A 23841-nucleotide genomic window follows, 5' to 3' on the forward strand; every position below is an offset into this window, starting at 1 on the left:
CGCGCGCGCCACTACCTGGCGCCGGGCGAACCGATCGGGATGATCGCCGCGACGGCGCAAGGCGGGGGCGGCCGGGTCATGCCGGCCGCGGGGTTTCGCGGACCAGCCAGAAGGGGACGTCGGTGACGTCCTTTTGCATGCCTTGCCAGTCAGGCATCAGGCCCCGCGTCAGCAGGTGGCCCCAGCCATCGATCCACTTCTGCTGGGTCCGCGCGTACAGTTCCAGCATGGCCGACGCATAGTGCAGCGGGCCGCCGATCAGCGGCAGCTCGCAGGCAATCTCGCGCGCGTAGAAGGCCTCTGGCTGCGGCGCGAGGATCGAGCCCATGGCATCGAACTGCAATTCTTCATACATGGTGCGGGCGAACTCCAGGTTGAGCTCGGCCATGCGGCGCCAGTTGTCCGCCAAGTCGGCCTGCATGGCCTCGACCTGGTGCGCGCCGGAGAAGAAGGTGGGAAACGGCCAGAAGCCGAGCGGCCAGAAGACTTGCGTTGCGGTCATCATCACGGGGATCTCCGGTGGTGGGGCGTGCGCGCAGCGGGGCGGCAGTTGCTGCACACGGCGATACCGCGATACGGGCGGCGGCACACCCGGACTAGCTTATGCGGTAACGGCGCGCATCGCCATGCCGGCATCCTGGCACCCTAGTGTGTCAATTACTTGCACCCCAGCCGCCTGGCCAGCTTATGCAGGTTGCTGGCATCGATACCCAGCTGGCGCGCTGCCTGCGCCCAATTGCCGCCCTGGTCCTTCAATGCCTGTTCGATGCAGGCGCGCTGGGTTTGCTCGACCGCGTCGCGCAGGGTGATGCCTGCGGCAAGCGCCGGGGCGGCGAACGCGCTGGCCATGCCGGCGCCGGCATGGTGTGCCGCGGGCACTTCCAGTCCGTCGAGGTCGAGCAGTTCAGGCTCCAGCGTCACGATGTCATTGCGGCCCGCGCCGCGGCTGACGGCACGCAGCGCCGCGCGGCTGATCACGTGTTCCAGCTCGCGCACGTTGCCGGGCCAGCGGTAGCTGCGCAGCGCAGCCTGCGCACCGCCTGACAGCCGCAGGCTGCGCAGCCCCAGGCGCGCGCGGTTCAGCTCCAGGAAGCGCCCGGCCAGCAGCAGCACGTCGTTGCCGCGCTCGCGCAGCGGCGGGATCGGGATCGGGTAGACCGACAGGCGGTGGTACAGGTCGGCGCGGAAGGAGCCGTCGCGCACATGCTCGCGCAGGTTGCGGTTGGTCGCGGCAATCACGCGCACGTTGACGCGGCGCGGGCGGTCCGAGCCCAGCCGCTGGATCTCGCCGTTCTGCAGCGTGCGCAGCAGCTTGGCCTGGATCGCCAGCGGCAGTTCGCCGACTTCATCGAGGAAGAGGGTGCCGCCGTCGGCGGCCTCGAAGCGTCCCGGGCGCTCGCCGGTCGCGCCCGAGAACGCGCCGCGCGCGTGGCCGAACAGCTCGCTTTCAGCCAGCGACTCCGGCAGCGCCGCGCAGTTGACATGCACCAGCGGCTGCGCGCGCCGGCGCGACTGGCGGTGCAGCCGGTGCGCGAACAGCTCCTTGCCCACGCCGGTTTCGCCCAGCAGCAGCACCGGCAGGTCGGTATCGGCCACCACTTCGAGCTCATGCAGCAGGTTGGCGATGGCCTCGCTCTGGCCGATGATCTCGCCGCCGATGTCGCCATGCTGGGCCGTGCCTTCGTCGGCCTCGGGCGTGCCGCGTGCCAGCTGCAGTGCGCGGATCTCGCCTTCCAGCCGGGTGGTGCGGATGGCCGCTTCCACGATCACCGTCAGCCGCTGCAGCTCGGCCTGGGCCGCGGCATCGAAGGTGCCGATCGCCAGCGCATCCAGCGTCAGCGCGCCCCAGGGCTGGCCGTCCACGGCCAGGCTGGTGCCCATGCAGTCGTGCACCGGCAGCGGCTCGCCGACGTGCTCGTCGATCAGGCCGTCGTATGGGTCGGGCAGCATGCTGTCGTGATGGAAGCAGGTCACCCCGCGCCGCGCCAGGATCGCGGCCAGGCGCGGGTGCAGGCCGACCGCAAAGCGCCGGCCCAGCGCATCGCGCACCAGGCCATCGACCGCAACCGGGCGCAGGTGGTCTTCTTCCAGCCGCAGCAGCGCCACCGCGCCACAGCGGAAATGCGTGCGCAGCATGCTGACCAGCCGCTGCAGGCGCACCGCATGCGGCAGGTCGGTGACAAGGTCGGCCAGCAACTCGGGATACATCGCGCTCGGTAGCATGGTTAAAAATACCGTCAGGGTGATAAGTACCGCGAGAAGTATAGGGTATTAGTTACCGTCAGTTGTTTCAACCCATTGATCCGGATAGATTTTTTTCAGGCACGCTCCTCGCGTAAGTCGTGCAGGCATAACTTACACATGGAGCAACCATCATGACTTTGCAGGACCACTCGCTTGGCCAACTGGCCCGCCTGATCCCTGGTGCCACCCGGATCTTCCACGACTACGGGCTGGACTTCTGCTGCGGGGGCAAGCAGACCCTGCGCGACGCCGCGCAGCAAAAGGGTCTCGATGCGGTTGCCGTCGGCACCATCGACGCCCAACTGCGCGCGCTGCAGGACGAAGGGCCGTCGGCGCAGGACTGGAACACGGCGGTGCCGGCCGAGCTGATCGACCATATCCTCACGCGCTTCCATGCGCGCCATCGCGAGCAGTTGCCCGAGCTGATCCGCCTGGCGCGGCGCGTCGAGCAGGTGCACGGTGACCGGCCCGATTGCCCGCTTGGCCTGGCCGATCACCTGAGCGAGATGCTGGGCGAGCTGGAAACGCATATGCAGAAGGAAGAGCAGGTGCTGTTCCCGATGTTGTCGCGCGGCCTGCATGCTGCCGCGGGCCGGCCGATCACGGTGATGCGGGCCGAGCATGACGACCACGGCGTGGCCTTGCAGCGGCTGGCGGCGCTGACCAACGACATCACGCTGCCGCGCGCGGCCTGCAATACCTGGCGCGCGCTCTACCTGGGCCTGCGCACGCTGCGCGAAGACCTGATGGAACACATCCACCTGGAAAACAACGTGCTGTTCGAGATCGCCACGGCGCCCGCCGCCGCGCAAGCCACTGGCTGCGGTTGCTCGACGCACGCCTGAGCTCTCCCGCCACCATAACCAACGACTTCGCATCATGGGTTCCTACCGCAGACTCTGGTTCCTGCTGATCGCCGTGCTGGCGGTCACGTTCTCCCTGCTCGGCTACTACGGCGTCGAGGTGTACCGGCAGGCCCCGCCAATTCCGGCCAAGGTTGTCGTGGGCGACGGGCGCACGCTCTTCAGCGGCGACGACATCCTCGACGGCCAGACCGCATGGCAGTCCGTGGGCGGCATGCAGCTCGGCTCGATCTGGGGCCATGGCGCCTACCAGGCGCCGGACTGGACCGCCGACTGGCTGCACCGCGAGCTGACTGCGTGGCTGGACCTGGCCGCACAGGACGCCTACGGCCGTCCTTTCGCCAAGCTCACCGCGCCGGAGCAAGGCGCGCTGCGCGAACAGCTGCGCACCGAATATCGCGGCAATGCCACGGATCCGGACACCAACGTGCTGACCGTGTCCAAGCGCCGCGCGCAGGCCATCGCCAATACCGCGGCCTACTACGACCAGCTCTTCTCCGACGCGCCGGCGCTGCACACCACGCGCGAGCACTATGCGATGAAGGAGAACACGCTGCCTAGCGCCGAACGGCGCGAGCAACTGACACAGTTCTTCTTCTGGACCGCGTGGGCCGCTTCGACCGCGCGCCCGGGGCATGAGGCCACCTATACCAACAACTGGCCGCACGAGCCGCTGATCGGCAACCAGCCCACCAGCGAGAATGTGGTGTGGTCGGTGATCAGCGTGGTGGTGCTGCTGGCTGGTGTCGGCTTCCTGGTGTGGGCGTGGGCCTTCCTGCGCGGCAAGGAAGAAGCGCCGCCGCAGGCGCCGGCGCGCGACCCGCTGCTGGCCGTGGCGCTGACGCCGTCGCAGCGCGCGCTCGGCAAGTACCTGTTCCTGGTGGTCGCGCTGTTCGTATTCCAGGTGTTGCTGGGCGGCTTTACCGCGCACTACACCGTCGAGGGCCAGAAGTTCTACGGCATCGATGTGTCGCAGTGGTTCCCGTACGCACTGGTGCGCACCTGGCATATCCAGAGCGCGCTGTTCTGGATCGCCACCGGCTTCCTGGCCGCGGGCCTGTTCCTCGCGCCGCTGATCAACGGCGGCAAGGACCCGAAGTACCAGCGCCTGGGCGTGGACATCCTGTTCTGGGCACTGGTGGTCGTGGTGGTGGGCTCGTTCACCGGCAACTACCTGGCGATCGCGCAGAAGCTGCCGGCCCACCTGAACTTCTGGCTGGGCCACCAGGGCTATGAGTATGTCGACCTGGGCCGCCTGTGGCAGATCGGCAAGTTCGCCGGCATTCTGATCTGGCTGGTGCTGATGATGCGCGGCATCCTGCCGGCGCTGCGCGCGCGCGGCACCGACCGCAACCTGCTGGCGCTGCTGACCTCGTCGGTAGTGGCAATCGGCCTGTTCTACGGCGCGGGCCTGGCCTACGGCGAGCGCACCAGCCTGACGGTGATGGAGTACTGGCGCTGGTGGGTGGTGCACCTGTGGGTGGAAGGGTTCTTCGAAGTCTTTGCCACCACCGCGCTGGCCTTCATCTTCTCCACGCTGGGCCTGGTGTCGCGCCCGATGGCAACGGCCGCCAGCCTGGCCTCGGCCTCGCTGTTCATGCTGGGCGGGATTCCCGGCACCTTCCACCACCTGTACTTTGCCGGCACCACCACGCCCGTGATGGCAGTGGGCGCCGCCTTCAGCGCGCTGGAAGTGGTGCCGCTGATCGTGCTGGGCCATGAGGCCTGGGAGAACTGGAGCCTGAAGCGGCGCGCGCCATGGATGGCAGACCTGAAGTGGCCGCTGATGTGCTTTGTCGCGGTGGCGTTCTGGAACATGCTGGGCGCCGGGGTGTTCGGCTTCATGATCAACCCGCCGATCGCGCTGTACTACATCCAGGGGCAGAACACCACGCCAGTGCACGCCCATGCCGCGCTGTTCGGGGTGTACGGGTTCCTGGCGCTGGGCTTCACGCTGCTGGTGCTGCGCTACGTGCGTCCGGCCTACCGGCTCAGCCCAACGCTGATGAAGACCGCCTTCTGGGGACTGAACCTCGGCCTGGTGCTGATGATCGGCACCAGCCTGCTGCCGATCGGCATCATCCAGTTCCTGGCCAGCGTCGAGCATGGCACCTGGTATGCGCGCAGCGAGGCTTTCATGCAGCAGCCCATCCTGCAGACCCTGCGCTGGGTGCGCACCTTCGGCGATGTGGTGTTTATCGTCGGCGCGGTGTCGTTTGCCTGGCAGGTGGTGCTGGGGCTGGCGAATCGTACGCCGGTGGCGGCGGATGCGGTGCCGGCGCGGATGAAGACGGCGGCACGTTGAAAGACAGGGAGCGAGAGGCAGTGCTTGCCCGCCCGGGGTTCCGGGCGGGCTTTTTTTATCCTGCCGATGCGTGGCGGCTCAACTGTTCCCCGCCTGCTGCGCCTCGGCTACGATTTCCCGGATGGCCTGCTCGAAAGCCTCCACCGGCTGCCCGCCGGTGACCAGGTAGCGGTTGTTGAAGATGATCGATGGCACCGACTGGATGCCCATGCGCTGGTACTCCTGGATTTCCGCGCGCACCGCATCGGCATAGTCATCGCTGTCCAGCACCTTGCGCGCCGCCGCGGCATCCAGGCCAACGGCCTGCGCGGCTTCGACCAGCACCTCGTGATTGCTCGGGTCCTTGCTGTCGGCATGGTAAGCGCGCAGCAGCGCCAGCTTCAGCGGCAGCTGCTTGCCTTCCAGGCCCGCCCAGTGCAGCAGCCGGTGGGCATCGAAGGTGTTGTAGACATGGGTGCGCTCGCCAAACGGAAAGCCCACGCCGGCGCCGCGCTCGCGGATCATGGCCTGGGTCTCTGCGATCTGCGCCGGGGTGCGCCCGTACTTCCTGCCGAGATAATCGACGATCGCCTCGCCCTCCGGGCGCATCCCCGGGTTGAGTTCAAACGGATGCACGACGATTTCGGCATCCACCGCATCGCCAAGGCGCTGCAGCGCGAGTTGCAGCGAAGACAGGCCGATGGCGCACCAGGGGCAGGCAATGTCGGAGACGAAGTCGATCTTGATGGGTTGGGGCATGGCTACTCCTGGCGTGGGCAGGGGCATGGCCCCGGTCCGGATCTGGAAACTGCCGACAGGGTAGCCTGACTGGCGAATCCTTGCAGGCGGGCACCGCGGCCGTGGCCGCGCGCCCGCCCCATCAGTACCCGTCAGTCCCAGCGGCGCCCGTGGCCGTGGCCGTCATTGTCGCCATGACGGTGTGCCCATTCGCGCTCGCGCCAGTCGCGGCGGTGGTCCCGATAGCCTTCGCGGTAGCCTTCCCGGTAGTAGCCACGGTGGTAGTCCCTGCGATAGCCGCGGTCATAGTCATAGCGTACCGGGACCGGCGCCACCACGACGGGGCGCGGTGCCACCACTACCGGGCTGGGCGCATAGGCAACCGGAGCCGGCGCATACACCGGCGCAGGGGCATAGACCGGGGCTGGACGATAGACCGGCGCCGGCTGGGCCACCACCACGCCCGGCACGCCGATGCCGATATCGATATTCACACCGGCGTACGCCCCGGCGCTGGCCACCAGCATTGCACCACCTGCTACCGCCATTGCGATGATTCGTTTCATGGTTGCCTCCCAAGGGGCGTTGGACATGGGCTCACTGTAGGGGGCGGGCCTGTAATATGGGGCGCGCGAAATGTTGCAAGTGTGACGTGGTGTAACCCTGCTGCAGGGCCGGGACCTCTTGGCTACGCCTGTATCATGCAACCCCGTTGCCGAAGCTCTTCCCTTCCCTAGCTGCTCCATGCGCCGTACCGCCTTTGTCCTGCTGGCCCTGACCGCCTTCACCGTCATCCCCACCGCAGCCACTGCCGCCGCCGATATCCAGGCCGGCAAGGCGTTGTTCGCCACGCGCTGCGCCTCGTGCCACCACGTCGGCCGCAACGCGCGCGCAGGCTTTGGCCCGCAGCTGAACGGCATCTTCGGCCGTGCCGCGGGCGGCACCAGTGATTTCCAGTATTCGGAAGCGATGCGCGCTTCAAAGGTGGTGTGGTCGCATGACACGCTGCGTGCCTTCATCCATTCGCCCGGCAAGGTCGTGCCTGGCACGAAGATGCGCTTCTGGGGTCTCAGCGACGACAAGCAGATCAGCGATCTGCTGGCTTACCTGCAGACATTGCAGTAGGCGGGAAATGCGGCCCTGGCCCTTCCCCGGCCAGCGCGTCATGCGGATTCCGCAACGGGCAATCCTTCAACGACAGACACCCGCACCCGATACACCCATCCAGCTGGTCACGCAATTGCGTGAGCGTGCGGATCCGTTCATCCAGGTCATCGCGCCAGCTGGCCGACAGCCGGCGCCAGTCGGCCGCAGTGGGCGCACGCCCGTCCGGCAGCTTCTGCATGGCATCGGAGATCACCGCCAGCGGCAGCCCCATGCGCTGCGCCACGCGGATCACGGCCAGGCGCCGCAGCACGGCACGCGCATAGCGGCGCTGGTTGCCGCCGCTGCGGGTGCTGGCGATCAGGCCGCGCGATTCATAGAAATGCAGGGCGGATACGGCAATGCCGGTGCGCGCGGCGACTTCGCCGATGGAGAGCAGTTCTTCTGAAGGCGCGGCACGGCGTCGGCGCGGTGAGGGGAGGTTGTTCGCGGAAGCCATCGGCAGTGGAAGACACCAGTGGAACGGAGGAATGTCCATGCTACCACCAAGGCTGCGCTTGACCTAAAGCTAGGTTGAGGTTTGATACTTGCGACTCCACTGTTCGCCACGCCTCAAATACAGAGCTGATGACCATGTTCCCGTTCTCGCCCTCATCCTTGCGTTCCCCCGCTATGCCCGCGCTGCCTTCAATGCCCACCATGCCGGTTGCCCGCCCCAATCCCTCGCTGAGCCTCATCAATCCCGAGGGCCTGTACGACCCGCGGCCCAACGGCTATTCGCATGTGGCCATGGTGGAAGGCCCGGCCCGCATCGTCTATATCGCGGGGCAGGGCGGTGAGGACGCGGCCGGCTGCCTGCCGCTCGATTTTCCGCGCCAGGTGGCACGCGCCATGCAGAACCTGCGCATCGCGCTGCAAGCGGCAGGCGCCGACGTGGGCGATGTGGCCAAGCTCACGGTGCTGGTGGTCGACCACTCGCACGACCGCCTGCGCACCTTCGGCGCGGCGCTGCGCGAGATGTGGGGCGACAAGCCGACGCCGGCCTGCACGCTGATCCCGGTGCCGCGGCTGGCGCTGGACAACATGTTGTTCGAGATCGAAGCGACCGCGGTGCTGCCGGGCTGACCGCAACTCAACGACTGCGTGATCGCCGAAGTGGCGCGCGTGGTCGGGCGCGGGCGGATGAAGGCAATGTTCTTCGGGCCGATGCCAAAGGCAGGATTGCCTGCAGCCGCAAAGCAGGCCTGGGCTGCACCGCTGCGGCGCTTTGCCGCAGCGGCTGTCCCATCTTCAGCGCGGTGCGGCGCTGAAAGTCTTGTTGACGATCTTCCAGACGCCGTCGATCTCCAGCAGCGTCATGTAGTCGGTGAAGGTCACGCCCGGATACTCCAGCACCACCTTGGCCACGCCGGCATTGCCCACCACATCGAACTGCGTGATAAAGCGCTTGCGCTGCGCCTCGTCCGCCGCGGGATGGCCGGGGCAGCGCGCCGAGGCGAATTCCTCGACCGTCAGCGAATGCAGCTTGCCATCACGGAACGAGACGATGCGCGCATCGGCGGCAAACGCCTTGTACATGAACTCGGCCTTGCCGGTGATATGGCCCTGCAGGTAATCCTCGATTGGCGCGAGCGCGGCCACGTGGCGGGAAGTCAGGCCCGTTTCTGAATACGTCATGGTCTCCTCCAAAACTGGGGCGGCACCGGGTTACCACCTCATGCCGCACGTTGAAAGCGCTGATTGTATTCCAGTTTTGTATGCAAACGTGCAGGACGCCGCCGCTTAGACCGATGTGGCGATGAGTTCACGTAGCCAGCGGTGCGCCGGATCGCGATGCACGCGCTCTGGCCACAACATCGACATCTCATAGCCCGGCACTTCGACAGGCGGTTCCACCACCTTCAGTCCCGGCACGCCGCGCACCAACCGCTCGGGCAGCATCGCCACCAGATCGGTGCTGGCAACGGCCGACGTGACAAACAGGAAGTGGGGCACCGAAAGCACCACCCGCCGCTGCATGCCGGTCAGTGCTAGCGCCTCGTCGGTGACGCCGTAAAAGCCGCCGCCGTCCGGAGACACGATCACGTGGTCGAGCGCGCAGAACTGCGCCAGCGTGGGCCGCCGCTTCAGCCGCGGATGGCCGGCGCGGCCCGCCAACACATAGCGCTCGGTGAACAGCGCACGCCGGTGCAGGCCCGGCGGCGAGCCATCGGTGGTGTGTAAGGCCAGGTCCAGTTCCGCACGCTCGGCCTGCCGGGCGATGCGCGGCGGCACCATCTCGACCACGGCCAGGCGCGCGCCGGGCGCCGCCATGCGCAGCGCCTGCAGCGCCGGCAGCACGATGGTCGATTCGCCGTAATCCGTCGCGGCCACGCGCCAGGTGTGGGTCGAGGCAGCGGGATCGAACGGACTATCGGACGAAACCGCATGCTCCAGCGCGCCCAGCGCTTCGCGCAACGGCCCGCGCAGCGATTCGGCCTTGGCGGTGGGACGCATGCCGCGCGGGCCCGGCAACAGCAACGGGTCGCCGAAGTAATCGCGCAGCCTGGACAGGTGCACGCTGACCGAAGGCTGCGACAGGTGCAGCCGCTGGGCCGCGCGGGTCACGTTGTACTCGGACAGCAGCACATCCAGCGTCACCAGCAGGTTCAGGTCCAGCCGCCTGAGATTAGTCATGACAATACCTGGAATATTGGATATTCATTTCTAATATAGCGGACGACGGCCTATTCTGGCTTCACTCAATCATTGGAAGCCGCTGTCATGAACGTATTGCTTGTCTATGCCCACCCGGAACCGAGGTCGCTCAACGGTGCGATCCGCGACTTTGCCGTGCAACGCTTGCGCGATGCCGGGCACCAGGTCCAGGTCTCGGACCTGTATGCGATGCAGTGGAAGTCCCAGCTCGACGCTGCCGACACCAAGGCCCGGCCCGGCGACACGCCGTTCCATCCGTCACTGGATTCCAAGCACGCCTTCGAGAACGGGCTGCAGAGCGATGACATCGCGCATGAGCAGGACAAGCTGCACTGGGCCGACGCCGTCATCCTGCAGTTCCCGCTGTGGTGGTTCTCGATGCCGGCCATCCTGAAGGGCTGGGTCGAGCGTGTCTATGCCTATGGCTTTGCCTACGGCGTCGGCGAGCACTCCGATGAGCGCTGGGGCGACCGCTATGGCGAGGGCATGCTCGCCGGCAAGCGTGCCATGCTGATCGTCACGACCGGCGGCTGGGAATCGCACTACAGCCCGCGCGGGATCAATGGCCCGATCGACGACATCTTGTTCCCGATCCACCACGGCATCCTGTACTACCCCGGGTTTGACGTGCTGCCGCCGTACCTGGTGTATCGGACCAGCAAGGTTGATGAGGCCCGCTTTGCCCGGATTCGCGAGGAGTTGGGCGAGCGGCTGGATGCGCTGGGGACGACCGCACCGATTCCGTTCCGGCGGCAGAACGCGGGGGACTACGAGATTCCGCAGCTGACGCTTCGCGAGGAGGTTGCGCCGGGGGCGGTGGGGTTCGGGGCGCATGTGGAATAGGCGGCAGGCCGCTCGCCGCACCCATGCCGGACTTTCTCCGCCCGAATATCCGCCCGCGCCGCCACCGTGCGCATCTCGGGCAAATCCCCTACCTACCCGCCCCATCACCGCCGCGCGATTTCCCCTGGCCGGAGTTTGCGCTAGATCGACACGCGCACCTAGGTTCCTGACGCGCAGTTCGCCCTCGACAGCGTCATCCCAGTATCAACTGCACCGGCCCGGCAACGTTACTTTTGAGGCCGGTGCTGCTACCGAGCCGAACGACAATCATCGCGACTGCGAGTTGCTGGGGTTCGTTCCAGAACCCTCCGCAGTCTATCTCATGAGAAAAATGTAAACAATTTCCGTGACCGGAAAATTCTGTCCAACCCGGGGAGAGCAGTGGATCCCGCCGCAGAGAAGGCACTAGAAGAAGTCTGGGGGCAAGGCAAGGGCGGCGTCATGAAGCCGGGTGACGCCATTTGCCGGGTACCAATAGGGATCGCATGCTAGCGAGCAACTCGCCCTCGACTACTCCATTCCTGGTACCGACTGTACCGGCTCGGCGACGACCCCATTCGAGGGCGAGGCCGACATCAAGCTGAACGACCACCCCTCGATTGCGTGCTGCTGGTGTTCCAGAGCCAGTCGCCGCAGAACATCTCACGCGAAAATGTGAAAAATTGCCATAAACAAGGGAGTAGGCCAAATCGGCCGCGATATCCTGCTGTGGCCCAGCGCCGGACCCGATCCCTGGCCGATATTAGAGAATTTAAATTCTGGTTTTAGTATTTATATTCCGAATTTTCTGATGGTTCTTGGGGAATATTCCTGCATGGTCCGGAAAGTGGGCTTGGTATGATGTGTGCGCCCGGATTCTCGGAGGTGTGTTCTAGCGCTCCACCCTAGTTTCGGATCGCTGGTGGCCTTGGATGCGTGCGTTCACTCAAGCTAGGAGAGCAAGAATGTCGACTCGATTTTGCTGTGGAGAAGCAACGAAGGTTGCCAGCCAACGATGACCCGGTCTGCCGTGGGCGGGGGCACTCGTGCATCCATGAAAGGCGGTTGTTGCAGTAACGAAAGATAATCGAAGGGGCAATGCAGAATGTTTGGTCGCTCACCAATGAGACTCGTCAAGAATCGTCGGTTGCTTGATGCGGCGTTGCTTGCTGGCGCAATAATTCTTGCATCGGTCGTGCTCTGGGCGCACGCCCAAGAGCGCCACGATCTCCCCCCATTTGACTACGAGAAGGCGAAACAGCTTTCGCGAGAAAAGAGAGCGGGGTATGAACGGGACCTGTTCAACGAGCTGTACGCCTGGAACACGGGCTCGCCAAAGTACATGGGTATCGACGGCACAAATCGCCGTGAGGCTGATTGGATGGCCATGGCTCAGGACGGGTATGAGCTGGCTTATATCACGCTGCAGGTTCTCCAACCGTCCACCGGTATTCGCTACTCCGTCGACAAGCCCTTGGCTCGACTTACCAAATTAGCCGATGGCGGAGATGCCGGGGCAATGTGTTTGTACACCTATCTCATTGATAGAGATCCTGCGGGGAAGGAAGCGCAGTACATTAAACCCGGTTATGCATACAAGCAACGAGGTGCGGAACTTGGGCATCCGGCTTGCTTGCGGGATGTTAGCTATTATCTGATGACCGGAATTCACGGGTATCCGAAGGATGTGCCAGCAGGTATCACCGCAGCCATAGGGGCTGAACGTGCAGGCTACGGCGGGGCACGACTCATAGCTACCTATCTTGCGCAGCAATCAGCAGAAAGCGATGAAGAGTGGACAAGGCTCTACTGTTGGCAGTATCTGGCAAGGCACTACACCGTCTATTCAGATCTCAATACTGTAATTTCGCAGCTTCGCGACCCCTTCAGACGGCCACCGAAGCCGACGTATTTCGCACTTGCAGACGAGCTTGAAAGGTGGGCACCTTCATTGAGCGAATGCGTTGCCCTTGGCCTGGGAGATGATTGATGTCTGCGTTACAAGATCAGTGGATAAACCAAGCGCAGCAGTTGCGCGCAGATTCATTGCGCTTGGAGAATGTGGCACTTAAGCTCTCCGCGAGCAACGCTACGAGCGGCCAAATAGCCCAAGCGGAAATCAAGCACCTTAATGCCGTCAAGCAGTACAACGACTTCCTGGATACCGCCAAGCAAGACTACGCGAAAGCGATGCAGTACGAAGCGCGGTTGCGTAACGAGCCCAATCTGTCTGCGCTGGAACGTCACCAACTGGAAATCACCCGCGATGCGCTGAATGCGCGAGCCGGCGAGTTTCAGCAATTCGCAAACGACAACACGCTGTTCCCTCAGTCCGGGAATCCCGGTGAAGCTGGTTCCAGAACCCGCCGCAGGACATCTCACGAGTAAATGTGAACAATTGCCATAAACAATGGAGTGGTCCAGATCGCTAGCGGTATCCTGGCGTGTCCAGGCACTGAACGCGACTCCGAGCTGATACTAGCGAATTTAAACTCTGATCTTATTGTTTCTATTCTGAATTTTCTGGTAGTTGTTGGGGAATATTCAGGCATGAACCGGAAAATAGGTTTGGTACGATGCGTGCGCCCGATTCTCAGAGGTCTGTTCTAGCGGTCTCACTATTTTCGGTTCGCTGGTGGGATAGTGCCTGCACTCAAACTCGGAGAGCAAAAACGCCCGACTCGATTTTTTTGCTGTGGAGAAGCAACGAAGGTCGTCAGCCAAAGATGACTCGATCTTCGTGGGTGGGGATTCGTGATCCGCGAAAAGCGGTTGTTGTAGCAATGAGAAGTAATCGAAGGGGCAATGTAGAATGTTTGGTCGCTTACCAATGAAACTCGTCAAGAATCGTCGGTTGCTTGATGCGGCGTTGCTTGCTGGCGCAATTCTTCTTGCATCGGTCGTGCTCTGGGCGCACGCCCAAGAGCGCCACGATCTCCCCCCATTTGACTACGAGAAGGCGAAGCAGCTTTCGCGAGAAAAGAGAGTGGGGTATGAACGGGACCTGTTCAACGAGCTGTACGCCTGGAACACGGGCTCGCCAAAGTACATGGGCAAGGATGGGACCACCCGGCGCGAGGCCGACTGGATGGCCATGGCAGATGACGGCTATGAACTGGCGTATATCGCGTTACAGGTTCTCCAGCCGTCCACCGGTATCCGCTACTCCGTAAAGGCGCCACTGACGCGACTTACCGAATTGGCTGCTGGCGGAGATACGGGGGCTATGTGCTTATACCTGAGCTTGATTAACACAGACCCCAACAGCAAAGAAGCAAAGTACATTGATACGGGCATTGCCTATCTACGAAGAGGGGCTGAACTTGGCCATCCCGCCTGTTTGCGGAATGTTGGTTCCTTTTTCTTGAGAGGAATTTATGGATTTCCGCGGAATGTTGCTGAAGGATTCGATGCGGAAATTCGATCGGAGCGAGAAGGCTACGGTGGCGCCGCGTCGATAGCCATTTATCTCGCGCGCAAGCCAATCATCAATGATGCTGACTGGAAGCGACTCTATTGCTGGCAGCAGTTGGCTTCAAAATACGTGGTTTATTCAGAATTCAACACGGTCATCTTTCAGCTTATCAATCCGCTCAAGAACCCCAGTTCACACAATGTGGCGTTGGCAGAGCAGCTAGCCAAATGGTCCCCGACCTTGAATGAATGTGTTGCACTTGGGCTTGGAGATGAATGATGGGAACGCTCCAGACACAGTGGAAAGCACAAGCAAATCAGTTGCAGGACGCCGTCTCCAGATGGAATGCGACGGCACAAGATTTGGTGGATCATAAGGCGCCGCCAGAGCGAATATCCCAAGCGCGCCTCAATGAGCTCGCTGCCGTCAAGCAATACAACGACTTCCTCGATACGGCCAAGCAGGACTATGCCAAGGCGACACAGTACGAAGCGCGTCTGCGTAACGAGCCCAATCTGTCTGCGCTGGAACGTCACCAACTGGAAATCACCCGCGATGCGCTGAATGCGCGAGCCGGCGAGTTTCAGCAATTCGCAATCGACAACAAGCTGTTCCCCCAGTCTGCGAATCCGGTGAAGCTGGACGGCAAGATCTATTACGACAACGGCCACACAGAGTGGGATACCGGTACCGCACGAGGGATACTGGGTTCCGCCATCGATAGTGGCAAGTCGGTGTTTTCGGCCGGTCTCGAATGGATTACGCCAAGCAACGCTACGAATCAGCTTGCTTGTGCGGAGGGCTTCAATAGCCTGGTGGGTGCCGTGACCGGCAAAGTTCTGTCCAACCCAGGCGGCGCAGCGAATCCCGCCGCCGAGAAGGCGCTAGAAGAAATCTGGGGGCAAGGCAAGGGCGGCGTCATGAAGCCGGGCGAGGGTATTTGCAAGATGCTATACCCGAAGGGCGATCCAACCATACAGGAGCTGCGAAAGGCCGGGCTTATCAGTGAGTTGGAGCTGCCCGGTGAATTTGGTGATCAGTATGTGGTGCTCGACATTCCCGCCGAAATAGTCGCCTATGGCCTCGTGGGCGCTGAGGCAGAGAATCGCATACGAAATGGTGAGATGACGGCGGAAGAAGCCTACGCCATACTTGGGCCACAACGCGACACGGTACCTGAAAGTGCTTTCGGCCTTCTTCCACATGAGGGGGCCACCGAGTTCGACTTCATTGAAGGCACAGAGGTCGCCTCGCTTGCCCATCTTGATACCGCCCCAACGCCTGACGATATCACTTCCCATCCCGATTCCTCGGATTCATCCCCGGTGCCATTGCAAGACGTGCTGGGCAGCGTGCAAAGCTTGCAATCTCTCATGCAAGCCATCGAGTCCGGCGATACAAAAGCCATCGCGCTTGCGAGCGCGGCCATGCTGTCCAGTCTCGACAGCGTAAGCGGCGGAAAAATTCTTCCCGACGGCATACCGGGTGCCTTGAACGCACTGGCTGCGGGAATGAACCTGCTCAATGCCATCCAGGACGGGGATGGCTTGGGTATTGCCGCATCAAGCTTGAACCTTGGCAGTCAGGCTGCGGCGATGTATGCCAATGTGCTCAAGCAACAAGGCATCGTTGCCTTCCAGGCCGAGTCGGGCTCCGCGGCCTCCTTGCTGGACGCCGCCGCCACAGTTGGGCAAGTGGCTGGTGCCCTGGCATTTGTCGCCAGTGTTGTCACGCTGCTGAAGGCAATCGAGGACGGCAACGGCGTCCAGACCGCCGGCGCTGCGCTGAGTGCTATTGCTGCTGGCATGGCCGTAGCGGGATACACCGCTTATTGCCCTCCGGTAGCCTTTGCGGCGATAGCCGTCACGATGATCGGCTCGGCGGTGTTCGCCAAGGATCTTCCGACGCTAGAAGGTGAAGCCACCGCTGTGTGGAATCCGGACGGCAGCATTCACGTGCTCAAGACCACCGATGCCGAGGATGGCGGCGCGACGCCTGCCAACATCCTGCAAAGCCTGGTCGATGCCCTGCAGGTGTCGCTTGCCCAGCTGGTGGATGCCAACGGCAACCCACTTTACGCCATCATTCCACAGCGCCTGCCGACCATCGGCTATATCTTCGATCCTGATGGGGCGCGCCTGAACGACAATGGCGGTCAGTTGTATCTCAAGTGGATCGACGACAACGGCCAGGAGCAGAGACGCTACTATGACGGCGCCGGTTTGCGCTATGACACCAGCCAGGCGACCATTGCGCAGCAGTTCATGCAGCAGGCGTTCGCTGCCATTGCCCCGGCATGGGAAGCGGAATCGGTGCTTGCCCACATGCGCGAATCTGGTGTCGTCACCGCTCCTGTGACCGGCAGCATTGAAGAGAGCCGGTCGCGGGCCGGCCAGCAACTGCACAGCCCGGACTGGCATGAGGCCAAGGCCGACGCAGGCATGCCTGAGACAGACGCTGATGGCATCCACCAGCATTTTACTGCGCTGACGGTCGACCTGAAGTCGGAACTGCCTGCAGGTGTGAACCCTGGCCGGATCGGCAAGAATGTCGATCTGGACGGCTACATCGAGCAGACGGACTGGGTGAAGGCCAACCAGGGCATCCTCTCCATCGATGTGAACGGCGATGGCAGGATCGGGCAGAACGAGATCCTGACCAACGACCCGGATGCCTCCGCCGCCCATGCCCGCAACAGCCTGCAATGGCTCGATGTCAACCACGACGGCAAGCTGGACGCCTCCGACCCGGCCTTTGCCGCCCTGGGCATCTGGCTTGACGTTAACCGCAACGGCCAGACCGATCAGGGGGAGTTCGCATCGTTCCTCGACCGGGGTATCGCCAGCCTGGACTTCACCAGCGCGCCACCAGTCCTGCGTGCCGCCGATGGCAGTGTCATGACGGTCACCGAGCACCACCTGACGGCGGACGTGCGTGGCGACGCCTATCAGGCGGCGTTTGTGGACACGGACGGCGATGGCCGGCTTGACGCCTTTGCCGGCATGCTGCACGCGAAGGAGGGCGGCGAAACGGTCCTGAATGCCGTCGTCACCCATGATTACACAGGCGAAGCTGGCCATACCCATGGTGGCGTAGCCTTGGAAGATGCCGGCGCTGAGATGCAAGTCGCCGAAGGCGACAGTCGCATCAAGACCGCCAGCGACAAGCAGCACGAGCAGACGCTTGCCGAAGACGCGATCGTCGCCGCCGATGACCGCGTGGCCGATGGCGAGGGCACGACCCCGGTCGGGCAGGCTACTGCCACCCGCGTCGAACAAGATGACAGCCGCCTGACCTCGAAGGACGACCCGAATCCCGGCAGGCCTGCGCAGCGTACCGATACGGTGCGCATGGCCGACGGCCGTGTTACCAGCGCTCCACCAGCTAGCCCAACTGACGCCTTCGCTGCCATCCGCGATCAGTGGATCAAGAGTAGCGACAGCCTGTTTGCGGGCGCTGGCGCGCTGCTGGGTGTCGCGGCGGGTGCCGTGGCTGGCGTTGCCAACGCGGCAGAAGGTGGCGGGCAACCCGATGCGCCAGCCCCCGCTATCGATACAAACGGCAACAACACCATCAGCCACCTGCCGACAGAACTTGCGACGACGGCTGATTCGCCGGGCCAGCTGCAACCGACTATGGCCCAGCCGCCCTTTGTACAGGTGCCGGTCAACTCCTTGCCATCGGCGACGCCTCCAGTTGGCAGCGAGGCAACGCTCGGGTCGCCAGTCGAAGTCACTTTGGATCTGATCGGATCAGTGCCGGCGGCTGGTGTCAATTACGATGTCGCAAGTGACGATACGATCCTGACCGCAACGCCCGACCGCGTGGCAGCCGGGCCGAACGGCGAGGATATCCAGCTCATCGCACCTGACGTAGCCGATGAGCAGGTCGCAGGCATCGAGGACACTCGCTATGCCATCGATGCGGCAGTGCTGCTGGCCAACGATACCTCGCGCAACGTCCTGACCCAGCCACTGCGCCTGATCAACGTCTACGGCGGCGAGAATGGCACGGTGACCCTGACACTGCTGTCCGACGGCAGCCAGCGCATTGTGTTCACCCCTGACCCCGACTATTGGGGGCCGGCGCGTTTCCGCTACACCGTCGAGGATGAGTATGGCCTGCAGGCGACCGGCCGCGTCTATCTGGACATTGCGCCGGTCAATGACGCGCCGGTCACCGCTGGCGAAACGGCTGCTATCGATGAGGATACCGGCGTGCTGTTCACCTCGGCGCAACTGCTTGCCAACGATTTCGATGTGGATACGCCCACCATCGGCGACGTGCTGAGCATCCTGCGTGTTTCGGACGCCACGCACGGCCTTGTGGCCCTCGATGGCCACGGCAACGTGCGGTTCCTGCCCGACCAGGATTATTTCGGGCCGGCCAGCTTTGTCTACTGGGTGTCGGATGGTCACGGTGGACTGACGCCCGCCACGGTCAATCTCGACATCCGCCCCGTCAATGACGCGCCGGTGGTGACGGGTGAAACAGTCGCCACCGACGAGGACACCGTACTGCTGATCGAGCAGGCGACGCTGCTGGCCAACGACTGGGACGTGGATAACCCCCGCTCAGACCTGACCGTGTTCTCCGTGCGCAACGGCCAGCACGGCACGCGCGCGACAGCGTGACAGTTGCCCGGGCGCAATTGCGGGCCGTGGAGCAGCAGCGCGTGCTTGCCCAGCGCCGCTACGACGTGGGCGAGGCAACCATTACCGATGTGTACGAGTCGCAGTCCCGCCACGACCTGGGCCGCTCGCAGCTGGTGCAGGCGCTCAACGACCAGGAAGCGAAGCAGGCGGAACTCGAACGGCTGGTCGGGCCATTGTCCGAGCCTGTAGCGGGCCTGAAGGCTGACGTGACCCTGCCGGGTCCCGAGCCGAAGGATGTCAATGCCTGGATGGGGCATGCGCGGGAGAACAACCCGGTAGTCCGCACGCAGTTGGCAGCGGTCGAAGTTGCCGAGAAAGAGCTGTCCCGGAACCGCGCGGCGCACTTGCCGACGCTGGATTTCACGGCTGGCTATGGCAACAACTACACCTCGGGTTCGATGACCTCGCCCGCGGACATCGAGAACCGGGTCAAGTCCGGCACCATCGGGCTGCAGCTGACAATCCCGATCTACCAGGGCGGCGCCGTCAACTCGCGCGTGACCGAGGCGATCGCCAATCGATACAAGTCGCGCGCAGAGCTGGAAGCGGCGCGGCGCCAGGCGGCGACGCAGGCGCGGCAAGCTTACGGTGGTGTGACGAGCGGCCTGTCCCAGGTCGAGGCGCTGACTTCTGCGGTCACGTCGAGCCTGGATTCGGTCAACGCGAACAAGATCGGCTACCGGATCGGCACGCGCGTGAACATCGACGTGCTCAATGCCGAGCAACAACTCTTTGCGGCCCAGCGTGATCTCGCGAAGGCACGCTACGACACCATCCTGCAAGGCATGCGGCTGAAGGCGGCGGCGGGCACGCTGACTGAGGTGGATGTGCAGAGCGTGAATGCGCTGCTGACCAATAACGCACAGCAGGAAACGCCGGCAGTGCCCGCCATGCCAGCTGCTGCCAGCATGAAACAATCCAGGACGAGTATCCAATGACTATCCCGACCGACAACGAACAGCTGATGAAATTTGCTGCCGAGCAAGCGCAGCGCGTCATCAAGAAGATCCCGCTGCTGGGGCCGGTGTCGTGGCTGATGATGAACAACCCAACCACGCGCCACAACTTCTTCGCTGACCTGGAATGGCGCGTGATGCCGCCGCTGATCCTGGAGCAGGCCAAGCTGTATATGCGGGGCGAAATGCCCACGGCCTTCGTGACCTGGGCCTATCTCTCCGACGCTGTGGTCGAGCGGTTTGCCAAGCCGCCATACCAATTGGCGCCCGGAGATTGGAAGTCGGGCGACAAGCCGTTCCTGATCGACGTGTTCGCCCCCTACGGCGGGGCCAAGGACGTGCTGGCTGATCTGAGGGCGACGGTATTCAAGGGCAAGGTGCTACATCAATTAGCACCGGAGGGCGAGCGAACGATGCGCGTGCTGGAGGAGTAAGCCGCAGCGGGCCGGTGGCCCGCCTACCGCGTCACTATTCCGCCCGAATATCCGCCCGCGCCGCCACCGCCCGCATCTCCGGCAATTCCTTCTCCACCCGCGCCTTCACCGCCGCGCCATTGCCATAAGCCGGCGTCAGCGCCAGTTCGACCATGCGTGCCTTGGTAGCCGGCGCGTTGGCGACGTCGGCCAGGGCCTTCTCCAGTTTCTGCTGTACTGGCGCGGGCAGGCCCGCGGGTGCCAGCAGCGCGAACCACGTGCCCATCTGGAAGCCGGGATACCCGCTCTCCGCGACAGTCGGCACTTGCGGCATCGCCGGCAGTCGCTGCGGCGACAGCACCGCCACCGGCCGGATCTTGCCGCCCTTGATCAGCGGCAGGGTCGCCACGACGGTATCGACGGCGACCTGCACCTGGCCGCCGGCCAGCGCGGTCAGGCTGGGGGCGCTGCCGTTGAAGGGCACGTGGACCATGCGGATGCCGGTGGCGGACTTGAGCATCTCCGCGCCGAAATGCACCGAGGAGCCGGCGCCGAACGAGCCGTAGGAGAACTTGTCGGGGTGGGCCTTGGCCTGCGTCACCAGATCCTTGAGCGAGGTGATCTGCGTGTCCGGATTGGCTACCAGCACCAGGCTCATGTCGGCGACCAGGCCCAGCGGGGTGAAGCTCTTGATGGGGTCGTAGCCCAGGTGTTGGCGGATGGCCGGGTTCAGCGTCAGCGTGGTGCTGGCCGCCAGCAGCAGCGTGTAGCCGTCGGGCGCGGCCTTGGATACCTGGGTGGCGCCGATCACGGTGCTGGCGCCGGGCTTGTTCTCGACCACCACCGACTGGCCGAGCTTTTCGCCGAGGCCGACTGCCAGCAGGCGGCCCAGCACGTCAGTGGCGCCGCCTGCGGCGAAGGGCACCACCAGCCGGATCGGGCGGTCCGGCCAGGATTGGGCCTGCGCGGCGGCGGGCGTTGCGGACAGCACCGCGGTCAGGGCGGCGGCGCAGGCGAGAAACGGCTTCTGGGGCATTGCGGTCATCGTTGGCACTCCTGCCGGCAGTTGTAGGAATAGAAGGCAATCGGAAGCAATACGAAGCGGGGCCGGGACCAGCCGAAGGCTCAATCGAGCCAGGGGCTGCGCACGCGCGAGAAGCCGCCGCCCTGGTCATAGGCATGGCCGAGCTGCAGCACCGCGGCGTCGGCCTGCGCCGGGCCGATGATCTGGATGCCGGCCGGCAGGCCCCGGGGGCCGAAGCCGGCGGGTGCGGCCAGGGCGGGCAGCCCGGCCATGGTGGCCGGCACCACGACCTGCATCCAGCGGTGGTAGGTGTCCATGTCGCGGCCGTCGATGGCGTGCGGCCAGTCCCAGTCGGCATCGAACGGGAACACCTGCGCGGCCGGCAGCACCAGGTAGTCGAAGCGCTCGAACAGCGAGCGCAGTGCCTGGTACCACGCGCTGCGCTCGCACAGGGCTTCGTACACGCGCGTGCCCGGCAGGGCCAGGCCGCGCTCGATCTCCCATGCGGCCTCAGGCTTGAGCAGCGCGCGCTTGGCCGGGTCGTGGTACAGCGCCGCGTTGGCGCCAGCCACCGAGAAGCTGCGCAGGTCGATCCACGCGTGCCACAGTCGCTCCAGGTCGAACTCGGGCAGCGCGGTGTCGACGGTGCAGCCGAGCGTGCGCAGGTGCGTGAGCGCCTGTTCGCAGGTATCGAGCACGCTGGCTTCGGTCGGCAGGTGGCCGCCCAGGTTGCCCAGCCAGCCGATGCGCACACCGGCCCAGTCGCGTTCGGGCGGCAGCGTGAAGGTACCGGGCGCCTCTGTGCGGTGCGTCAGCGGCAGGCGCGCATCGAAGCCGGCCTGCACCGACAGCAGCAGGGCCAGGTCCGGCACGTTGCGCGCCATCGGGCCGGCCACGCTGAACTGCTGGAAGAAGACCTCGTCGCCCGGGCCGTGCGGCACGCAGCCGACCGAGGTGCGCAGGCCATACACGTGGTTGAACGCCGCGGGCGTGCGCAGCGACCCCATCATGTCAGAGCCATCCGCCACCGGCAGCATGTGCAGCGCCACGGCCACCGCGGCGCCGCCGCTGCTGCCGCCGGCGGAGCGCGCCGGGTCGAAGGCGTTGCGGGTGGTGCCGTAGACCGGATTGTAGGTATGGCCGCCCAGGCCAAACTCCGGCGAGTTGGTGCGCCCGACGAAGACCGCGCCGCCGGCGCGCATGCGCTCGAAGATCACGGCGTCGGACTCGCTGACCTGCCCGGCGAAGATCGGCGAGCCCTTGGTGGTGACCATGCCCGCGGCCGGGCTGATGTCCTTGGGCGCCTGCGGGAAGCCGTGCAGCGGGCCGCGGCTGGCGCCGCGTGCCAGTTCGGCGTCGAGCCCGGCGGCCTGCGCGCGCAAGGTGTCGCGCTCCACCGGCGCCACGATGGCATTGACGCGCGGGTTATGGCGGTCGATCTGGCCAAGGAAAGCATCGAGCACTTCCACGCACGAGACCTCGCGCGCATGGATGGCGCGCGACAGGGCGACGGCATCGAGTTCGGTGATGGGATCGGGGGTCTGGGTGGGCGCCATGGCTCGGGGTGTCTCCTGTGGTGTCGGGAAAAAGCATACGGGCGACGCACGGTTTCCCGCAATCGATGATTTTTTCAAATATCCTTGCGTAAAACGCAAACCAGCCCCGGAGCCGCCCATGCTGTCGCATCGCCTGCAGGAAACCTCGCTGCGCTATTTCCTGGAGGTGATACGCAGCGGCTCGCTGACCGAGGCGGCGCAGCGGCTGAATGTCACCGTGTCGGCCGTGAGCCGCCAGGTCGCCGCGCTCGAAGCGTTGCTCGGCGTGCCGCTGTTCGACCGCCGGCCGCGTGGCATGGTGGCGAGCGCCGCCGGGGAGTTGCTGGCAGCCTATGCCCTGCGCGGCGCGCTGGAAGCCGATCGGGTGGTGTCAGAGATTGCCGCGCTGCAGGGCCTGCGCCGGGGCCGGGTGCGGGTGGCCAGCTCGGCGGGGTTTGCGATCGAGTTCCTGCCGCGCATCATTGGCGAATTCCGCCAGCGCTATCCGGGCCTGCAGTTTCATGTGCGCGTGGCGCCGCCGGCGGAGGTCACCGGCATCGTGCTGCATGGCGAGGCGGACATTGGCATCACCTACAGCCGCGCCGCGGAGCAGGGCATCCGCGTGGAGCACCGGCAGCCCGCGCCGGTGATCGCCATCATGCGGCCGGACCATCCGCTGGCGCGCTTTCGCAGCGTCACGCTGGCCCAGATGCAGCCTTATCCCCTGGCGCTGCCGGAGGGCGACAACACCGTGCGCCAGCTGTTCGACATCGCTTGCGGCGAACGCGGGGTGGTGTTCGAGCCGGTGCTGGTGACCAACCACTTCGAGACCCTGACCAGCTTCGTGCTGCATGGTGGCGGGCTGTCGATCTCCGGCGCCGTCACCGTGGGCGACAGGTTGCGCCGCGGTGAACTGCATGCCGCCTCGATCCGGGAGCGCGGCATGCGCAGCCGCGCGGTCGAGCTGCAGACGCTGGCCGGCCGCACATTGCCTGAGGGTGTGCGTGCGTTCCTGGGGTTTATCCGCGAACGGCTGGCGGCAGAGGTTGGCGTGGCGGGCGCCTAGGCCGTTCTCGGCCTGGAGCGCCCGC

The 23841-nt window shown here is 64.6% G+C and carries 21 protein-coding genes; 12 read left to right on the top strand and 9 right to left on the bottom strand.

Annotated elements, in window-relative coordinates; translation table 11 throughout:
* Positions 1-76: 76 nt before the first annotated feature.
* Both AC3WVS_RS09190 and norR read right to left on the bottom strand, forming a co-directional pair.
* Positions 77-505 carry a polyhydroxyalkanoate granule-associated phasin gene (locus AC3WVS_RS09190; RefSeq protein ID WP_492318454.1) on the bottom strand — a complete coding sequence of 143 codons (429 nt, stop codon included), beginning with the start codon at positions 503-505 and terminating at the stop codon, positions 77-79.
* Positions 506-657: 152 nt separating this feature from the next.
* Positions 658-2223 carry a nitric oxide reductase transcriptional regulator NorR gene (norR, locus tag AC3WVS_RS09195; protein ID WP_492318348.1) on the bottom strand — a complete coding sequence of 522 codons (1566 nt, stop codon included), beginning with the start codon at positions 2221-2223 and terminating at the stop codon, positions 658-660.
* Positions 2224-2375: 152 nt separating this feature from the next.
* Between norR and ytfE the strand changes: the two genes are divergently transcribed.
* Positions 2376-3089 (top strand): iron-sulfur cluster repair protein YtfE, encoded by a 714-nt coding sequence (gene ytfE, locus AC3WVS_RS09200; protein ID WP_492318349.1) that lies wholly within the window; start codon positions 2376-2378, stop codon positions 3087-3089.
* A gap of 34 nt (positions 3090-3123) precedes the next feature.
* Positions 3124-5412 (top strand): nitric-oxide reductase large subunit, encoded by a 2289-nt coding sequence (locus tag AC3WVS_RS09205; RefSeq protein WP_492318350.1) that lies wholly within the window; start codon positions 3124-3126, stop codon positions 5410-5412.
* A 78-nt stretch (positions 5413-5490) separates the two neighbouring features.
* On the opposite strand, the gene AC3WVS_RS09210 is transcribed toward AC3WVS_RS09205, so the two are convergent.
* Both AC3WVS_RS09210 and AC3WVS_RS09215 read right to left on the bottom strand, forming a co-directional pair.
* Entirely contained in the window at positions 5491-6150 is a 660-nt protein-coding gene (locus AC3WVS_RS09210; RefSeq protein WP_492318351.1) for a DsbA family oxidoreductase, read from the bottom strand.
* 131 nt (positions 6151-6281) lie between these two features.
* On the bottom strand, positions 6282-6695 hold the full coding sequence (locus AC3WVS_RS09215; protein ID WP_492318352.1) for a hypothetical protein: 414 nt from the start codon (positions 6693-6695) through the stop codon (positions 6282-6284).
* A 178-nt stretch (positions 6696-6873) separates the two neighbouring features.
* Here AC3WVS_RS09215 and AC3WVS_RS09220 point away from each other — a divergent pair, with 178 nt between their 5' ends.
* Entirely contained in the window at positions 6874-7254 is a 381-nt protein-coding gene (locus AC3WVS_RS09220; RefSeq protein WP_492318353.1) for a c-type cytochrome, read from the top strand.
* Here AC3WVS_RS09220 and soxR read toward each other — a convergent pair.
* Positions 7217-7732: a redox-sensitive transcriptional activator SoxR gene (gene soxR / locus AC3WVS_RS09225; protein WP_492318354.1), complete on the bottom strand. Its 516-nt coding sequence runs from the start codon at positions 7730-7732 to the stop codon at positions 7217-7219. The genes AC3WVS_RS09220 and soxR overlap by 38 nt on opposite strands.
* Positions 7733-7932: 200 nt before the next feature.
* Here soxR and AC3WVS_RS09230 point away from each other — a divergent pair, with 200 nt between their 5' ends.
* On the top strand, positions 7933-8358 hold the full coding sequence (locus tag AC3WVS_RS09230; protein ID WP_018315435.1) for a RidA family protein: 426 nt from the start codon (positions 7933-7935) through the stop codon (positions 8356-8358).
* Between the two features lie 165 nt (positions 8359-8523).
* On the opposite strand, the gene AC3WVS_RS09235 is transcribed toward AC3WVS_RS09230, so the two are convergent.
* Together AC3WVS_RS09235 and AC3WVS_RS09240 are read right to left on the bottom strand one after the other, a co-directional pair.
* The gene (locus tag AC3WVS_RS09235; RefSeq protein WP_010810825.1) at positions 8524-8910 is read right to left on the bottom strand and encodes a nuclear transport factor 2 family protein; all 387 of its coding nucleotides are present in this window, start codon (positions 8908-8910) and stop codon (positions 8524-8526) included.
* A gap of 105 nt (positions 8911-9015) precedes the next feature.
* Positions 9016-9909, bottom strand: coding sequence for a LysR family transcriptional regulator (locus tag AC3WVS_RS09240; RefSeq protein ID WP_492318355.1), 894 nt, complete (start codon positions 9907-9909; stop codon positions 9016-9018).
* An 87-nt stretch (positions 9910-9996) separates the two neighbouring features.
* Here AC3WVS_RS09240 and AC3WVS_RS09245 point away from each other — a divergent pair, with 87 nt between their 5' ends.
* The 7 genes from AC3WVS_RS09245 to AC3WVS_RS09275 all read left to right on the top strand — a co-directional run bounded on the left by AC3WVS_RS09245 (position 9997) and on the right by AC3WVS_RS09275 (position 20212).
* Positions 9997-10773 (top strand): NAD(P)H-dependent oxidoreductase, encoded by a 777-nt coding sequence (locus tag AC3WVS_RS09245; protein WP_492318356.1) that lies wholly within the window; start codon positions 9997-9999, stop codon positions 10771-10773.
* A 1102-nt stretch (positions 10774-11875) separates the two neighbouring features.
* Entirely contained in the window at positions 11876-12742 is an 867-nt protein-coding gene (locus tag AC3WVS_RS09250) for a hypothetical protein (RefSeq protein WP_492318357.1), read from the top strand.
* Positions 12742-13140, top strand: a complete 399-nt coding sequence (locus AC3WVS_RS09255; protein ID WP_492318358.1) for a hypothetical protein — start codon at positions 12742-12744, stop codon at positions 13138-13140. Before AC3WVS_RS09250 ends, AC3WVS_RS09255 begins: the two co-directional genes overlap by 1 nt.
* A 442-nt stretch (positions 13141-13582) precedes the next feature.
* The gene (locus tag AC3WVS_RS09260; RefSeq protein ID WP_492318359.1) at positions 13583-14446 is read left to right on the top strand and encodes an SEL1-like repeat protein; all 864 of its coding nucleotides are present in this window, start codon (positions 13583-13585) and stop codon (positions 14444-14446) included.
* The gene (locus AC3WVS_RS09265; protein ID WP_492318360.1) at positions 14443-18801 is read left to right on the top strand and encodes a cadherin-like domain-containing protein; all 4359 of its coding nucleotides are present in this window, start codon (positions 14443-14445) and stop codon (positions 18799-18801) included. The genes AC3WVS_RS09260 and AC3WVS_RS09265 overlap by 4 nt, the downstream gene beginning before the upstream one ends.
* Positions 18802-18827: 26 nt before the next feature.
* Positions 18828-19760: a TolC family outer membrane protein gene (locus tag AC3WVS_RS09270; protein WP_492318361.1), complete on the top strand. Its 933-nt coding sequence runs from the start codon at positions 18828-18830 to the stop codon at positions 19758-19760.
* On the top strand, positions 19757-20212 hold the full coding sequence (locus AC3WVS_RS09275; protein ID WP_492318362.1) for a toxin-activating lysine-acyltransferase: 456 nt from the start codon (positions 19757-19759) through the stop codon (positions 20210-20212). Before AC3WVS_RS09270 ends, AC3WVS_RS09275 begins: the two co-directional genes overlap by 4 nt.
* A 34-nt stretch (positions 20213-20246) precedes the next feature.
* Here the strand turns inward: AC3WVS_RS09275 and AC3WVS_RS09280 are convergent, their stop codons facing one another.
* Positions 20247-21236 carry a Bug family tripartite tricarboxylate transporter substrate binding protein gene (locus tag AC3WVS_RS09280; RefSeq protein ID WP_492318363.1) on the bottom strand — a complete coding sequence of 330 codons (990 nt, stop codon included), beginning with the start codon at positions 21234-21236 and terminating at the stop codon, positions 20247-20249.
* Positions 21237-21316: 80 nt separating this feature from the next.
* On the bottom strand, positions 21317-22771 hold the full coding sequence (locus tag AC3WVS_RS09285; RefSeq protein ID WP_492318364.1) for an amidase: 1455 nt from the start codon (positions 22769-22771) through the stop codon (positions 21317-21319).
* Positions 22772-22889: 118 nt separating this feature from the next.
* On the opposite strand from AC3WVS_RS09285, the gene AC3WVS_RS09290 reads away from it, so the two are divergent.
* Positions 22890-23816 (top strand): LysR substrate-binding domain-containing protein, encoded by a 927-nt coding sequence (locus AC3WVS_RS09290; RefSeq protein ID WP_492318365.1) that lies wholly within the window; start codon positions 22890-22892, stop codon positions 23814-23816.
* Positions 23817-23841: the final 25 nt, after the last annotated feature.

The organism is Cupriavidus sp. CPT47-8839-RL05A (genome assembly GCF_058792255.1).